At 68.2% G+C, this 14,876-nt stretch carries 13 protein-coding genes; 9 read left to right on the forward strand and 4 right to left on the reverse strand.

What is annotated here, in order from left to right:
* Window positions 1–96 precede the first annotated feature (96 nt).
* The 7 genes from AB4078_RS14135 (at window position 97) to AB4078_RS14165 (ending at window position 8,788) form a co-directional block, all read left to right on the forward strand.
* Window positions 97–2,262: an RNA degradosome polyphosphate kinase gene (locus AB4078_RS14135; protein WP_441977660.1), complete on the forward strand. Its 2,166-nt coding sequence runs from the start codon at window positions 97–99 to the stop codon at window positions 2,260–2,262.
* On the forward strand, window positions 2,259–3,266 hold the full coding sequence (locus AB4078_RS14140) for an NUDIX hydrolase (protein WP_440733772.1): 1,008 nt from the start codon (window positions 2,259–2,261) through the stop codon (window positions 3,264–3,266). Before AB4078_RS14135 ends, AB4078_RS14140 begins: the two co-directional genes overlap by 4 nt.
* 121 nt (window positions 3,267–3,387) lie before the next feature.
* A complete protein-coding gene (locus AB4078_RS14145; protein ID WP_440733773.1) occupies window positions 3,388–4,515 on the forward strand; it encodes a phosphate ABC transporter substrate-binding protein PstS in 1,128 nt (375 codons plus the stop codon).
* Between the two features lie 165 nt (window positions 4,516–4,680).
* Window positions 4,681–5,694 (forward strand): phosphate ABC transporter permease subunit PstC, encoded by a 1,014-nt coding sequence (pstC, locus tag AB4078_RS14150; RefSeq protein WP_440733774.1) that lies wholly within the window; start codon window positions 4,681–4,683, stop codon window positions 5,692–5,694.
* Window positions 5,691–6,785: a phosphate ABC transporter permease PstA gene (pstA, locus tag AB4078_RS14155; RefSeq protein ID WP_440733775.1), complete on the forward strand. Its 1,095-nt coding sequence runs from the start codon at window positions 5,691–5,693 to the stop codon at window positions 6,783–6,785. Before pstC ends, pstA begins: the two co-directional genes overlap by 4 nt.
* 18 nt (window positions 6,786–6,803) lie before the next feature.
* Entirely contained in the window at window positions 6,804–7,583 is a 780-nt protein-coding gene (gene pstB, locus AB4078_RS14160; RefSeq protein WP_440733776.1) for a phosphate ABC transporter ATP-binding protein PstB, read from the forward strand.
* Between the two features lie 101 nt (window positions 7,584–7,684).
* Window positions 7,685–8,788: a phosphate ABC transporter substrate-binding protein PstS gene (locus AB4078_RS14165; RefSeq protein ID WP_441977766.1), complete on the forward strand. Its 1,104-nt coding sequence runs from the start codon at window positions 7,685–7,687 to the stop codon at window positions 8,786–8,788.
* A gap of 52 nt (window positions 8,789–8,840) precedes the next feature.
* Here AB4078_RS14165 and AB4078_RS14170 read toward each other — a convergent pair whose 3' ends face one another.
* The 3 genes from AB4078_RS14170 to AB4078_RS14180 form a co-directional block, all read right to left on the reverse strand.
* Window positions 8,841–9,572, reverse strand: a complete 732-nt coding sequence (locus AB4078_RS14170; protein ID WP_441977661.1) for a flavodoxin family protein — start codon at window positions 9,570–9,572, stop codon at window positions 8,841–8,843.
* Between the two features lie 50 nt (window positions 9,573–9,622).
* Window positions 9,623–10,513 (reverse strand): aminodeoxychorismate lyase, encoded by an 891-nt coding sequence (locus AB4078_RS14175; RefSeq protein WP_441977662.1) that lies wholly within the window; start codon window positions 10,511–10,513, stop codon window positions 9,623–9,625.
* Window positions 10,514–10,783: 270 nt separating this feature from the next.
* Window positions 10,784–11,413, reverse strand: coding sequence for a DNA-directed RNA polymerase subunit beta (locus AB4078_RS14180; protein ID WP_440733779.1), 630 nt, complete (start codon window positions 11,411–11,413; stop codon window positions 10,784–10,786).
* 453 nt (window positions 11,414–11,866) lie between these two features.
* Here AB4078_RS14180 and AB4078_RS14185 point away from each other — a divergent pair, with 453 nt between their 5' ends.
* Window positions 11,867–12,367, forward strand: a complete 501-nt coding sequence (locus AB4078_RS14185) for a hypothetical protein (protein ID WP_441977663.1) — start codon at window positions 11,867–11,869, stop codon at window positions 12,365–12,367.
* A 30-nt stretch (window positions 12,368–12,397) separates the two neighbouring features.
* Here the strand turns inward: AB4078_RS14185 and AB4078_RS14190 are convergent, their stop codons facing one another.
* The gene (locus AB4078_RS14190; protein ID WP_441977664.1) at window positions 12,398–12,997 is read right to left on the reverse strand and encodes a TetR/AcrR family transcriptional regulator; all 600 of its coding nucleotides are present in this window, start codon (window positions 12,995–12,997) and stop codon (window positions 12,398–12,400) included.
* Between the two features lie 145 nt (window positions 12,998–13,142).
* Between AB4078_RS14190 and AB4078_RS14195 the strand changes: the two genes are divergently transcribed.
* The gene (locus AB4078_RS14195; protein ID WP_441977665.1) at window positions 13,143–14,864 is read left to right on the forward strand and encodes an amidohydrolase; all 1,722 of its coding nucleotides are present in this window, start codon (window positions 13,143–13,145) and stop codon (window positions 14,862–14,864) included.
* The last annotated feature ends 12 nt before the right edge of the window (window positions 14,865–14,876 follow it).

Here is a 14,876-nt window from a genome sequence, read left to right on the forward strand (position 1 = left end):
CCCGCCCAGGCCGGATCCGCCCGCGGGAGCGGATGACGAATTCGGATCCCGATCCTGTTCACCTGCAGGCAACGTCCTCCTGCAATGATGGGGCGCATGATCGATCCCGCACTGGCAGACTCCGGACTCGGCGACGCCGAGGATGACGACTTCGACGAACTCGTCGCGCCGGACGACTCACTCCTCCCGGAGGACCGGTACCTCGACCGCGAGCTGAGCTGGCTCGCATTCAACCAGCGCGTGCTCGAACTCGCCGAGGACGAGACCCTGCCTGTGCTCGAGCGAGCCAACTTCCTCGCGATCTTCGCGAGCAACCTGGACGAGTTCTTCATGGTGCGCGTCGCCGGCCTCAAGCGCCGCATCGTCACCGGCCTCGCCGTGCCCACCAACGTCGGCCGCGCCCCCGCCGACGTGCTGGCCGACATCTCGGCCGAAGCGCACAAGCTGCAGCTGCGCCATGCCGTCGCGTGGACCGGGCTGGTCCGCCCCGCACTAGCCGCCGAAGGCATCACCATCGTGGACTGGGACGACCTCGACGGCGAGGCCAAGGCCGAGCTGACGGACTACTTCCAGGCCAACGTCTTCCCCGTGCTGATGCCGCTCGCGGTGGACCCCGCACACCCGTTCCCGTACATCTCGGGCCTCTCACTCAATCTCGCGATCCGGATCCGCAACGCTCGCACCGGCCGGCAGGAGTTCGCGCGTCTGAAGGTGCCGCCCATGCTGCCGCGCTTCGTCGAGGTTCCCTCCGAGAACGGCCCGATGCGCTTCATCCGGCTCGAGGAGCTCATCGCCAACCACCTCGACGATCTCTTCCCCGGGATGGAGGTGCTCGACCACCACGCGTTCCGGCTCACCCGCAATGAGGACGTGGAGATCGAGGAGGACGAGTCGGAGAACCTCATCCAGGCCCTCGAGGCCGAGCTGCTGCGCCGGCGCTTCGGTCCGCCGATCCGCCTCGAGATCACCGACGACATGGACGATGTGACGCTCGACCTGCTGCTGAGCGAGCTCGACATCACCGACCAGGGGGTCTATCGCCTCCCCGGGCCGCTCGACCTGCGCGGTCTGTTCGGGCTCGGCCGGATCGACCGCCCCGACCTGCGATACACGCCGCACGTTCCCACGACCGCGCTGGCGTTCAAGCCGGGCGCGAACGAGCGCATCGACATCTTCAAGGCGATCCGCAAGGCCGATGTGCTCGTGCACCACCCCTACGAGTCCTTCACGACGAGCGTCGTGGCGTTCCTCGAGCAGGCCGCCCGCGATCCGCACGTGCTCGCCATCAAGCAGACGCTGTACCGCACCTCGGGCGACAGCCCGATCGTGCAGGCCCTGATCGATGCCGCCGAGTCCGGCAAGCAGGTGCTCGCCCTCGTCGAGGTCAAGGCCCGCTTCGACGAGGCGAACAACATCGTCTGGGCGCGCAAGCTCGAGAAGGCCGGAGTGCACGTCGTGTACGGCCTGGTGGGCCTGAAGACGCACTGCAAGCTCGTCAACGTCATCCGCGAGGAGGACGGCGTGCTGCGCAGCTACAGCCACATCGGCACGGGCAACTACAACCCGAAGACCAGCCGGATCTACGAGGACTTCGGCCTGTTCACCGCCGATCCGCAGGTCGGCAAGGACCTCACCCGGCTGTTCAACGAGCTCAGCGGCTACGCGATCGAGAAGAAGTTCAAGCGCCTGCTCGTCGCGCCCCTGCACCTGCGCAAGGGCCTGCTGCGGCAGATCGAGAAGGAGCGCCAGAACGCCCTCGACGGCAGGCCGGCGCACATCCGCATCAAGGTGAACTCGATGGTGGACGAGCAGATCATCGACGCCCTCTACCGTGCGAGCGCCGACGGCGTGCCCGTGGACGTGTGGGTGCGCGGGATCTGCAGCCTGCGCACGGATCTGCCCGGCATCACCGACAACATCACCGTGCGCTCCATCCTCGGGCGCTACCTCGAGCACTCGCGCATCTTCGCGTTCCACAACGACGGCGATCCGCAGGTCTTCATCGGCAGCGCCGACATGATGCACCGCAACCTCGACCGCCGGGTGGAGGCGCTGGTGCGGGTCACCGACCCCGCGCACATCGAGGAACTGGTCGGGTTCTTCGACCTCGCGCTCTCGCCCGAGACGTCGTCGTGGCACCTGGGCGCCGAAGGCGAATGGACCCGGCGCGCCTTCTCCGAGGTTGGCGCACCGCTCATCGACCTGCAGGATAGGACCATGTCGCAGATCCAGAAGCGTCGTAGAGCACGGGCGGTGCGATGACCCCCAGCCCCACCGGCCCCTCGACCGCGACCGCGGACACCACCGGCATCACGATCGTCGCCGAGCGCCCCGATCGTGCCGTGTACGCGGCCGGCGGCCTGGTGTGGCGCGTCGTGGAGGACAAGCTGCGGATCCTGCTGATCCACCGCACCAAGTACCGCGATGTGACGCTGCCCAAGGGCAAGGTGGATCCGGGCGAGATGCTCGCGGAGACAGCTGTGCGCGAGATCTTCGAGGAGACCGGGATCCGGGTCGCCCTGGGGGCTCCGGTGGGCGTGTCCCGGTACACGATGGCCAACCGCAAGCAGAAGGTCGTGCACTACTGGGCCGCGGAGGCGACGGAAGAGGCCGTCCGGGCATCGGTGTTCGTGCCGAACCGCGAGATCGCCGCCCTCGAGTGGGTGAGCGTCAAGAAAGCGCGCGCCCGGCTCAGCTACCCCGTCGACGTCGAGATCCTCGACGCGTTCGCCAAGCTCGTCGACGACGGCGCTCTCCGCACCTTCCCGCTCATCGTGCTCCGGCACGCGAAAGCGGCGAGCCGCAGCGTGTGGCTGGGATCCGACGCCTCCCGGCCGCTGACTCCGCGAGGCCATGCGCAATCGAAGGCGATTGTGGGCCCGCTGCGCGCGTTCGGCGTGCAGAAGATCGTGTCCAGCGACGCGCGGCGCTGCGTCGAGACCGTCAAGCCTCTGGCGAAGTCGCTCGAGCTCAAGGTCACCAAGACGCCGCTGCTCAGCCAGGACGCCTGGGACGAGGGCGAATCGGACCCGCGCACGGTGGTGGGCAAGCGCGTCCGCGCCGGCAAGCCCACCGTGCTCTGCAGCCACGGCCCCGTGCTGCCCGACATCCTCCGGGAGATCGCGCTGGCCACGGGCACCATGCACGGCTCCTATCTCGGCAGCGCCTCGGCACTCGAAGTCGGCGCGTTCAGCGTCGTGCATCTGAGCGCCACCAACCCCGGATCCGGCATCATCTCGATCGAGACGCACCTGCCGAAGATCTGAACGGGCGCCGACCGCCGTTCACCCCCCGTTTACCTTCGATCTTTGATCGCGTAACAGACGCCGCCTATCGTCTGGCGTGGCCCTGCACCGGGCACACTCGACACAGCGAAGGACTTACACCGTGAAGCTCAACCGCATCACCACGATCGGCGCGGCCGGCGCGCTCGCCGCGATCGCACTGGCGGGTTGTTCCGCAACGCCCAGCAGCACGAGCAGCGACTCCCCCTCTGCAGCGCCGACCTCGAGCGCGATCACCTCGAAGATCGACGCCTCGCTGACCGGTACCCTCACCGCGGGTGGCTCCAGCGCTCAGGCGAACGCGCAGGCCGCATGGACCGCCGCCTACAACGCCCAGGTCAAGGGCGTCACCATCAACTACGACAAGTCGCAGGGCTCGGGCGGTGGCGTCACCAACTTCCTCAGCGGCGCCTACGACTTCGCCGGATCCGACTCCCCGCTGAACGCGGACCAGACCACGCAGTCGCAGGCGCTGTGCACCGAGGGCGGCATCAACATCCCCGTCTACCTCGACGGCGTCGCCATCGCGTTCAACATCCCGGGTGTGACCGACCTCAAGCTCAGCGGCGAGACGATCGCGAAGATCTTCGCCCTGCAGATCACCGACTGGTCCGACGCGGCCATCACCAAGGACAACGGCAAGGCGCTCCCCGCCGGTAAGATCACCACGGTGGCGCGCTCGGACGGCTCCGGCACGACGGCGAACTTCACCAACTACCTCGCCGCCACGCAGAAGAGCGTCTGGACCTTCCCCGCGGGCAAGGACTGGCCGGTCGAGGGCGACGTCTCCAAGCAGAAGGGCGGATCGGGCGTCGTGCAGGCCGTCGAGGCCGGCACCGGCACGATCGGCTACGCGGACCACTCCGCGATCGGCAAGCTCCCCAGCGTCTCGATCCTGCAGGACGGCAAGGCTGTTCCGTTCAGCGCCGAGGCCGTCTCGAAGACCTTCGAGGTCGCCGCGGTCGACGCCTCCAACGGCGTCAAGGGCGACCTGTCGAAGAAGTTCGACTACTCGAAGCTGACCGCGGAGACCTACCCGATCCCGCTGGTCTCCTACGCCATCGCGTGCACGACCTTCAAGACGCCGGCGCAGGCCGCGCTCGTGAAGAGCTACATCGGCTTCGTCAGCAGCACGCTCGGCCAGCAGGTCGCCGCGAAGAACGCGGGTGCGGCACCGCTCCCGGACTCCGTCCTCAAGGCGGCTCAGGAGTCGCTCGCGACCATCAAGTAACCTTCAGGCCGGTCCGGGTCGGCTCTTCGGAGCCGACCCGGGCTGGGCTGGGCAGCCGACTCGCTCGGAGGCCCTGCCGAGTTCCCGTGCTGGCCCGATCCCCTCTCCTGCCACTGGCCGGAGCACAAAGAAAGACGCGACACATGCGAGATCAAGAGTGGCATCGTGACTGACGTCGCGCAGCGTGAGGACGCGACCTCCGTCGCCGCCGTCGGACTGGTCGGCAAGCGTCGGGCGGGCGACCGATTCTTCCTGGGGCTGTCGACGACCGCCGCCGCCTCGATCATGGTGATCCTCGCCGGGGTCGCGATCTTCCTGATCCTCAAGGGCCTCCCCGCCATCACGGCGAACTGGGAGACCAATGGCGACCTCGCCGGCTATCAGAACAAGCACTGGGGCAGCTTCTGGAACTACGTCGCCCCGATGCTCTGGGGCAGCATCTGGTCGGGACTGATCGCACTCATCCTCGGCGCTCCCGTCGCGATCGGCATCGCCCTGTTCATCTCGCACTACGCGCCGCGACGGCTCGCCAGCGCCCTCGCCTACGTGGTCGACCTGCTCGCTGCCGTTCCGTCCATCGTGTTCGGTCTGTGGGGTGTCATCGTGATGCGCCCGTTCCTGCTGCCGCTCGCGGACTTCCTCAACCACTACTTCGGCTGGATCCCGCTCTTCGAGGGTCCTGTGTCGAGCACCGGCTCGACCATCCTCACCGGTGGCGTGGTTCTCGCCGTGATGATCCTGCCGATCATCACGGCGCTGACGCGCGAGATCTTCCTGCAGACGCCGCGGCTGAACGAGGAGGCCGCCCTCGCGCTCGGCGCGACGCGCTGGGAGATGATCAAGCTGGCCGTCTTCCCCTATGCGCGCAGCGGCATGGTCTCCGCGATCCTGCTCGGACTCGGACGGGCGCTCGGTGAGACGATGGCGATCGCGCTGATCATCTCGCCGTCGCTGCTGTTCTCGGTCAAGCTGCTCACCGACGGATACAACTCGCAGACGATCGCGGGAAACATCGCCCTGAACTTCCCGATCGCGACCGACGTGCAGCGCTCCGCCCTCATCGGCACGGGCCTGATGCTCTTCGTGGTGTCGCTCGCCGTCAACATGGTCGCGCGTGGCATCCTCGGCCGTTCCGAGCGCAAGGCGCGCACCTCGCCGAAGATTGGAAAGCGCGTATGACCGCCGTCAGTTCCGCCCCCGCGACGGCGCAGCCGCTGAGTCTCACCAGCGGTCAGCTGCCACGCTGGATCGAACCCGTGCTCGCGATCGGCACGGCCGTCGTCGTGGCGGCCGTGCTCCTGGTGACCCAGCTGTTCAACCCTGCCGTGTGGCTCGTCCTCACCGCCGTGTTGTACCTCATCGCGATCAGCGTCGGATCCAGCATCGTCGAGGGTCGTCGCAAGGCCGTCGACCGCGTCGTGCGTGGGCTCGTGGTGTGCGCCTTCGTCCTCGCCGTGGCGCCGCTGATCTCTACGCTCTGGACCGTGGTGGCGCAGGGACTCAAGGTGGTGAACTGGGACTTCGTCACCAAAGTCGGCGGCACCATCTTCGACCCGAACACCCTCGCCGTGACGAACACCCCCGGCGCCCTGCAGGCCGTGGTCGGCACCCTCATCATCACCGGGATCGCCGCGCTGATCTCGGTGCCGATCGGGATCCTTGCCGCGGTGTACCTCACCGAGTATGCGCAGCCCAACAATCCGATGCGTCGCACGGTCACGTTCCTGGTCGACGTGATGACGGGCATCCCCTCGATCGTCGCCGGTCTGTTCGCGTTCTCGCTGATGGCCCTCATCGTCGGGCCGAAGGCGTTCAGCGGCTTCTCCGCCTCGATCGCGCTGTGCGTGCTGATGATCCCGATCGTGATCCGCTCCACCGAGGAGATGATCCGGCTCGTCCCGAACGAGTTGCGAGAGGCCTCCCTGGCCCTGGGCGTGCCGCGCGCGACGACCATCATCAAGGTGGTGCTGCGCACGGCCGCGAGCGGCATCGTGACCGGCGTCGTGCTGGCCGTGGCCCGCGTGATCGGCGAGACCGCGCCGATCTTCATCGCCGCGAGCTTCACCGACAACTTCAACGCGAACCCGTTCAACGGGCCGATGCAGACCCTCCCGGTCATGGCCTACACGGCCTACAGCTTCCCGGGCAAGGACATCGAGGCCTCGCAGGCGCAGGCGTGGGGCGCCGCCCTGCTGCTGGTCATCGTCGTCGTCATCTTCAATCTCATCGCTCGGATCGTCGCGAAGGCATTCGCGCCGAAGAGCCGCTAACTCAGGAAGGCACGCACCGTGTCCAAGAGCATCGAAGTCAACGATCTGAACGTCTTCTATAGCGACTTCCTCGCCGTCGAGGATGTGTCCATGAACATCGAGCCCCGCACCGTGACCGCCTTCATCGGCCCGTCGGGCTGCGGGAAGTCGACGTTCTTGCGGACCCTCAACCGGATGCACGAGGTGATCCCCGGCGCGACCGTGCAGGGCAGCGTCTACATCGACGGCGAGAACCTGTACGCTCCGGGCGTCGACCCGGTGCTGGTGCGCCGCCAGGTGGGCATGGTGTTCCAACGGCCCAACCCGTTCCCCACGATGTCGATCAAGGAGAACGTGCTCGCCGGCGTCCGCCTGAACAACAAGCGGATCTCGGCATCGGATGCGAACGACCTCGTGGAGAAGTCCCTGCGCGGTGCCAACCTGTGGAACGAGGTGAAGGATCGGCTCGACAAGCCGGGCGCAGGGCTGTCCGGCGGCCAGCAGCAGCGCCTGTGCATCGCGCGCACCATCGCCGTCTCCCCGCAGGTGGTGCTGATGGACGAGCCCTGCTCGGCGCTCGACCCCATCTCCACCTTCGCGATCGAAGAGCTCATCACCGAGCTCAAGAACGAGTTCACGATCGTGATCGTCACCCACAACATGCAGCAGGCCTCGCGCGTGAGCGACAAGACGGCCTTCTTCAACATCGCGGGCACCGGCAAGCCGGGCAAGCTCATCGAGTTCTCCGACACGGCGACCATCTTCACCTCGCCGAAGGAGCAGGCCACCGAGGACTACGTCTCCGGCCGCTTCGGATGATCCCGGGCTGATCCGTCCGGCATCCTCGATATCGGCGCGTTGGCTCGGCTCCCGCCCGCCGGGTTATCCTGGCCGACGACCGAGGGGGATCCACCGTGACGATGCGCCGCTTCGCGAGCCTCGCAGCGCTGACTGCCGCCTCGGCCCTCGCGCTCGCCGGCTGCGCGGGGCCGGGCGCCGGCGCTCCGGGCGTCACCGCGCCGGCGAGCTCACCGTCGGCGCCCGTCACGGGCGCCCTTCTGGGCGCGGGGTCTTCGGCACAGCAGGGTGCCATCGGGGCCTGGTCCGCACGCCTCACCGCTGCCCACCCCGATGCTCACGCGACCTTCGACGCCCGAGACTCCGGATCCGGTCGTCAGGCGTTCCGTGAGGGCCGGGCGTCCTTCGCGGGCTCGGACGTGCCGTTCACGACCGAGGAGGTCACGGCCGGTGGCTTCGCGGCATGCGCCAAGGGCTCCGAGACGGTCGAGATCCCCGCGTACGTCTCCCCGATCGCGATCGTCTTCACCCTCCGCGGGGTCGACTCCCTGAAGCTCGATCCGACGACCATCGCGGGCATCTTCACGGGCGCCATCACGAGATGGGACGACCCCGCGATCGTCGCGACCAACCCGAAGGCGAAGCTGCCCGCGACACCGATCACGCCCGTGCACCGCTCCGATGCGTCAGGCACCACCGCCAACTTCACCGACTACCTGGATCAGACGGCACCTGACGTCTGGACCGCCGGCAGTGTCGAGAGCTGGCCGGCGGGTCTCGGCGGCGAACCCGCCGAGAAGTTATCCGGCATCGCCCTCGCGGTGCGAGGAGGTGAAGGCAGGATCGGTTACGTCGACGCGTCAGCGGCCGAAGGACTGTCCTCCGTCATGATCAGAGTCGGCGATGACTGGGGGAAGCCTTCTGCCCAGGGCGCGAGCGCCGCACTGGATGCGGCAAGGATCGAACAGGGCCGCGCCCCCGGCGATCTGGCGACCAGGATCGATCGCGGAACCACCGCAGAAGGTGCTTATCCGGTGCTGCTGATCGGTTATCTCATCGGCTGCACCCGATATGAGAAGCCCGCAACCGCCGCGCTCGTGAAGGCCTTCTTCTCGATCGCCGTCTCTAATGAAGGGCAGAAGGCGGCTGCCGCTGCCACGGGCAGTGCGCCGATCTCCGACGAGCTGCGCACCAAGGCCCAGTTCGCGATCGACCTGATCGGCTAGCGCTGCCCGGCGAACCGCGGGTCGCCATGGACCCCGCGCTGCTCGCTCGGGGTCAGCGATACTCGGGGTTGGCGTCGTAGCCCCAGCGCTCCCCGTTGTTCCACGCCTGCCGCAGATTCCCGTATGCGGGGATGCCGCCGGCATCCTTGATGCGGCGGGCCGTGTGCAGGAGATTCCAGGTCATGAACGTCGTATTCCGGTTGGTGAAGTCGCTCTCCGGTCCACCGGATCCGGGATCCAGATAGCTCGGTCCCGGCCCGATGGCACCGATCCAGCCCGCATCCGCGGCAGGCGGGATGGTGAATCCGATGTGCTGCAGGCTGTACAGGATCGACATCGCGGCGTGCTTGACGCCGTCCTCGTTGCCGGTGATGATCGCGCCGCCCGTCTTGCCGTAGTAGACGTACTGGCCCTTGTCGTTGAAAAGGCCGCTCATCGCGTAGAGGCGTTCGATGAGCTTGCGGGTGATCGAGGCGTTGTCACCGAGCCACAGCGGCCCGCCCACCACCAGGATGTCGGCGGCATCGATCAGCGGCCAGATCTCATCCGGCCACGCGTCGCTCGCCCACCCGTGCTCGCGCATGTCAGGGTAGACCCCGGTCGCGACGTCGTGGTCGATGAAGCGGATGTCGTCGACGGTCACGCCCTGCGACCGCATCAGTGCGATGCTGCGATCCATCAGCCCCTGGGTGTGGCTGAGTTCCGGGCTGCGCTTCAACGTGCAGTTCACGAACACCGCACGAAGGTCGTCGTAGGCCGCGGGGGCGGCCGGCTGCTCTGCCATGTGGGCAGACTACGACCATCGCTCGCCGCGGAACAGTGCTGCGGGGAACGTCAGTCCCGCGCGGAAAGCAGATACGCGTTCAAGCCGTCGGTGAACGCGCGGTCGATCGCGAGCGGGCTGTCGTCGATCGCGGTGATCGGGGCGGCGAGGCGCACGCTGGAGACGAGCCAGGCCTGCTCCGCGGTGGCGAGGTCGGCCGTCGGCACCGTGGCGTACTCCGTGGCGAAGCCCTGCTGCTCGAGATGCGCGAACAGGCTGATCTGCGTGGTGCCCTGCAGGATGCCGCCGTGCGGCGCAGGCGTCACGAAGCGGTCGCCGAAGCGCAGGATGAGCGACGCCGTGGGCGCCTCCAGCACGACGCCGTCGGTGGTGATGAAGATCGCGTCGTCGGCGCCGCGATGGTGCGCCTCGCGCAGGGCTGCCATGTTCACCGCGTACGAGAGCGTCTTCGCGCCCAACAGCAGCCACGGAGAGCGTTCGGCGGCGGCGCTGTCATAACCGCGGTCGAGGGTGACCACGCGGATCCCCTCCGTGCGTGCCGCTACGAAGTCGCCTGCGGGGGCGGCGGTGACCCATGCCGTGGGCGCGGGCCCGTGGTCGACGCCCCGGCTCAGGATGAGCTTGATCACCCACTCCCCTGGGCCGCACTCGGCGGCTGCGATCGCGACCGCCTGACGCCACTGCTCGCGGTGAGGTTCGGGCAGGTCGCACAGCGCGGCCGAATGCGCCAGCCTCTGCACATGCGCCTCGACCTCCTGCGCGTGCCCGTCGACGACGCCGATCGACTCGAAGATGCCGTCGCCGCGCTGCGTGCTCAGCTCGCCCACGCTGAGCGCGGGCGCGCCCGGGTCGATCCGCCGGAAGCTGTCGCTGAAATCGGCCCGCTCCTCCTCGGTGGACTCGGCGGGGGTGATCAGCAGAGCGAAACGGGCAGCGGCCATGGGACGAGCTTAGGCCGTGCGTCGTGTCCTGAGCCGTGACGCCCCGGGCCCCGGATGACGCGATTCGACGGACGCAGGATACGACGCGCCCGGGGTCTCGGCCGCCGGGAATACCTCCGGGTGCGACGCGTTACACTTGATCGGCCGGGCCGCATAACCCCGGGCTCCATTTTTCGCCGCTGCGAGCGGCCTTCCGCCGAGAGGCGTTCTTGCGGCCCGGCTTCTTCGTCTCCGGATCCGGTCCCTTTCGGGAGGGCTTCGAGGATCCGGTCAGTTCAGCGATCCGTCGCGCCAGGCGGCCGCGGAGGCGGTCAGATCCTGCGCGAAAGCGCTGAGACGTGCGGCGCGAGCGGTGAGGTCGCTCGCCCTGTCGGGCTCGGTCGGGTCGTAGTCGTCGGCGATGTGCGTCGAACCGGAAGCCTGCACGCGGCAGAAAGCCGCGGCGCGCTCGAGTGCGATCGCGAAGTCGCCGGAGAAGGCGCCGTGCAGGATGGTGTCGATGAGCGCGACGAGTTCTTCGGGACCGGCCGGCACCGGCGCGCCCGCGACCAGGGCGTCGACGGAGGGCAGCTCGATGCGTCCGCGTTCGTGCAGGAGCGCCGCAAGCGCCGGATCGGCGTAGATCGACGCCTGCACCAGATACAGCCGCCACAGGGTTCCCGGCAGAGACACCGCAGGGCTCTTCGCCCAGAGCTCGGCGATCTCGTCGATGCCGTGCTCGGTCGCGTACGCCACGAGTCGCTCGGCGCTCACGCCACTGTCATCCGCGCGCACGCGCGCCAGCAGAGCCGACGCCGTGGCATGCGCCATACGCGTCTGCTCGGCCGGGTCGTGGGGTCCGAGCAGGTTGTCGAGCGTCTCCGGCGAGACGCGGACGGGGCGGTGGAAGGGTGCGGGCACCGACCCAGGCTACGCGCGGTCTCCGACTCGGGCACCCAGTTGCGACCGATAGACTCGGGAGTACGGGCCTCTAGCTCAGTTGGCAGAGCATCGGACTTCAACACAATAGGAGCGCCTCGGAGGAAACTCCGGGGATGACACCACTCAAAGTCGGGGAACCCTTCCTGGGAGACCAGTTGGCAATCCCGAGCCAAGCCGGACGCGAGTCCGGAAGGTGTAGAGACTGGACGGGTGGCACCTACAGCGCAAGCCAGGGTGAAGGGACAGTCCAGACCACGAACGCCCAGCGGGCGGCGGCGAAAGCCGAAGTGGCAGGTTAATCCGCGGGTCGTGGGTTCGAGCCCCACGGGGCCCACCGCAGCGAAAGGCCCGGTCATCACGACCGGGCCTTTCGCACGTCTGAGTTGTCCGTGACCGAGCGTATCGTGCAACTCATCACGCGAGGAGATATCGATGGACTCGGAGTCTGCACGTCCCGCCGCCGAGCTCAGCAAGCGCTGCGGCACATGCGGAACGATCAAGGCGCTCACGGACTTCAACCGAAAAGCCTCCCGTGCCGATGGACGTCAAGAGGTCTGCCGCGACTGCAATCGTGAGTCCTCTCGCCGGTACTTTCGAGAAAATCGCGACCAGCACATCGCTACGATCCGGGCGCGCACTCTGGCTCAACGCGCCGAGAACCGTGCGTTCATCGCGGACTATCTCATAGCGCATCCCTGTGTCGACTGCGGCGCGAGGGATCTGAGGATTCTGGATTTCGATCATCGCCCCGGCAGCGACAAACGGGACGCAGTCATGCAATTGGTGAGAAACGGGTTCAGCGCTGCAGCGCTCGTCGCCGAGATCGCGAAATGTGACGTTCGCTGCCGCAACTGTCACGCGATCGCCACGTATGAACGAATGGAATCGGATTGGCGCAGTGAGGCGATCGCGCGAGCAGCCGCCGGCTCCTGACCTTCAGGTCCGCTCTGCCGGAGCGACCGGTCACTCCGCGAGCGGCGCGCCCGCCTGACGCGCGAACAGGGCGATGGCGCGCTCGGCATCCGCGACGGAGATGCTGCCGCCGGCGACGATGTGCAGGCCGTAGGCGTCCTCGAGGGCGACGAAGTTCATCGCGATGTCCTCGACGGGCCCGGCCAGGTCGAAGTCGCCGGCTGCCGCGCCCGCTTCCAGGATCCGGCGGTACAGGGCGAGCTGCTCGCCGTAGAGCCGCTGCACCAGCTCGTCGTGCAGCGGTGACTTGCCCGCGAGCACGTCGAACTCGTAGAGCAGCCGCATGAGCGCATCATCCGGGCCGCTCGGCAGTCCTGCGCGGACGGCGATCGCGAGCTGCTCGGCCGGACGCTCGGCCTGTGCCACGAGCGCCTCGCGCTCCTCGCCGACCCGGCGCATGCCCGCGGCGTGCGCCTCGACGAGGATCGCGTCCAGGTCCTCGTAGTAGTACAGCAACGCGCCCCGGGTGACCCCGGCTTGGTTCGCGACATCCGTCAGCGAGAGATTGCGCAGCCCGTGCTCGGCGGCGGCGTCGAGCGCCGCATCGACCACCTCGCGGCGGCGCTGCTCCTGGGTGCTGGGGCGTGCCATGCAGCAAGTATCGCAGTCCCGCGGGCGGATCCGGATCCGATTCGAAGAGTTTCTTGACATTTGAGTGAATTAATTTACTCTTGAGTCAAAGAACTCTTTCTTCGCGCCTCAGCGCGCGCCCACCCCGAGACGCTGGAGCAACGACATGGCAGTCGACACCCTCTACACCGGCGGACGCGTCCGCACCTTCGATCCCGCGCAGCCCTGGGCCGAGGCCGTCGGCGTCACGGGCGACCGCATCACCTATGTGGGATCCGCCGCCGAAGCCCCCTCGGCGCGGCAGACCGTCCAGCTCGAGGGCCGCCTGGTCACCCCCGGCGTCGCCGACACTCACAACCACCTGCTGCTCGGCTACGACGACCTCGCCGTCAGCCTCGACCAGGTGCAGAGCCTCGATGTGGTGCGCTCGCGTATCGCGGCGTTCGCCGAGGCGCACCCCGAGCTGGAGTGGATCTGCGCGGAGAACGCGCTCTACTCGGTGGTCGAGAACCGTCGCCCGAACGCCGACGACCTCGCAGGGGTCACCGACCGCCCCGTGTTCATCACGACCTACGATCAGCACTCGGTCTGGCTGAACCGTCCCGCGCTCGCCAAGCTCGGCATCCTGAACGGTGGCGACATCGCCTGGGGGAACCCCGAGATGGACCGGACCACCGGCGAGCCGACCGGCTGGGTCTTCGACTTCTACACCATCGCGATGACCGTGGACGGGCTCGCAGAGCTGCAGCGCGACATCCCGATGTACTCCCCCGATCGCCGCTATCGCAAGATCGTGAACAGCCTGGAGATGGCCCGGCGCTTCGGTATCACGACCGTGGTCGAGCCGCAGGTCCCGCTTGCGGAGCTGCCGCTGTTCGATCGCGCCGAGCGCGAGGGCAAGCTGACGTCGCGCACCATCGCCGCGATCTACCACCCCGTCGGCGCCGACGGCGACTTCCGCACCCGCATCACCGAGGCGATCCGGGAGACGCCGCAGCACGAGCGATTCCGGCTGGGCGCCGTCAAGCTCTACGCCGACGACGTGATCGAGCCGCACACCGCCGCGATGCTCGAGGATTACGCGAACCGCCCCGGTCACCGCGGGCACACCAGCCTCGAGCCGACCGAGTTCACGAAGCTGTTCATCGAGCTCGACCGCCTCGGCTATCAGGTGCACACCCACGCCACCGGCGATTGGGGGATCCGGCTGACGCTGGATTCGATCGAGGCCGCCCAGCGGGCGAACGGCGCGCGCGACGCCCGCCACGGCATCGTGCATGTGGAGTGCCTGTCCCCGGAGGACCTCCCGCGCTTCCGCGAGCTCGGGGTGGTCGCGGCGATGCAGCCGCGGCACGCCTCTCCGGACCTCGTCGCCGGCACATGGATGGAGAACGTCGGAGAGGCACGCTGGGACCGCGCCTGGCGCTTCCGCTCCATGATCGAGTCAGGCGCCAGGGTCACGTTCTCCAGCGACTGGCAGGTGGGCGAGATGGATCCGCTCGTCGGCATCTACAGCGCGATGACCCGCGCCCGCCTCGACGGCGGCGACCCCTGGACCCAGGGCGAGCGCCTCGACCTGGACCGCACCCTGGAGGCCTACACCAAGGGCGGGGCGGGAGCGTTCCACCATGAGGACGCGCTCGGAATGCTGCGCGCCGGATACCTCGCCGACCTCGTGGTGTGGTCGGGCGACCTCTACGCCATGGAGCCCGCGGAGATCCTCGCCCAGCACGCCGACCTCACCGTCGTGGGCGGCACCGCAGTGCACGACCATCGCGGCGAGCTCGGCGGAGCCGCAGCCCCGGCGACGGTCCAGGACCCGGGCGGGGCCGGACAGAGCTGCACCGAACCCGCCGCCGACCACCACTGCCACTCCCACAACGACTGAGGACGACCCGAC

The sequence above is a fragment of the Microbacterium sp. 2MCAF23 genome (assembly GCF_052115565.1).
Lineage (GTDB): Bacteria > Actinomycetota > Actinomycetes > Actinomycetales > Microbacteriaceae > Microbacterium.

Excerpts from the sequence above, each read along its gene's own strand:
- AB4078_RS14135 (WP_441977660.1), top strand. The coding sequence starts at position 97 with ATGATCGATCCCGCACTGGCAGACTCCGGACTCGGCGACGCCGAGGAT.
- AB4078_RS14140 (WP_440733772.1), top strand. The coding sequence starts at position 2,259 with ATGACCCCCAGCCCCACCGGCCCCTCGACCGCGACCGCGGACACCACC.
- pstA (WP_440733775.1), top strand. The coding sequence starts at position 5,691 with ATGACCGCCGTCAGTTCCGCCCCCGCGACGGCGCAGCCGCTGAGTCTC.
- AB4078_RS14165 (WP_441977766.1), top strand. The coding sequence starts at position 7,685 with ATGCGCCGCTTCGCGAGCCTCGCAGCGCTGACTGCCGCCTCGGCCCTC.
- AB4078_RS14170 (WP_441977661.1), bottom strand. The coding sequence starts at position 9,572 with ATGGCAGAGCAGCCGGCCGCCCCCGCGGCCTACGACGACCTTCGTGCG.
- AB4078_RS14175 (WP_441977662.1), bottom strand. The coding sequence starts at position 10,513 with ATGGCCGCTGCCCGTTTCGCTCTGCTGATCACCCCCGCCGAGTCCACC.
- AB4078_RS14185 (WP_441977663.1), top strand. The coding sequence starts at position 11,867 with ATGGACTCGGAGTCTGCACGTCCCGCCGCCGAGCTCAGCAAGCGCTGC.
- AB4078_RS14190 (WP_441977664.1), bottom strand. The coding sequence starts at position 12,997 with ATGGCACGCCCCAGCACCCAGGAGCAGCGCCGCCGCGAGGTGGTCGAT.
- AB4078_RS14195 (WP_441977665.1), top strand. The coding sequence starts at position 13,143 with ATGGCAGTCGACACCCTCTACACCGGCGGACGCGTCCGCACCTTCGAT.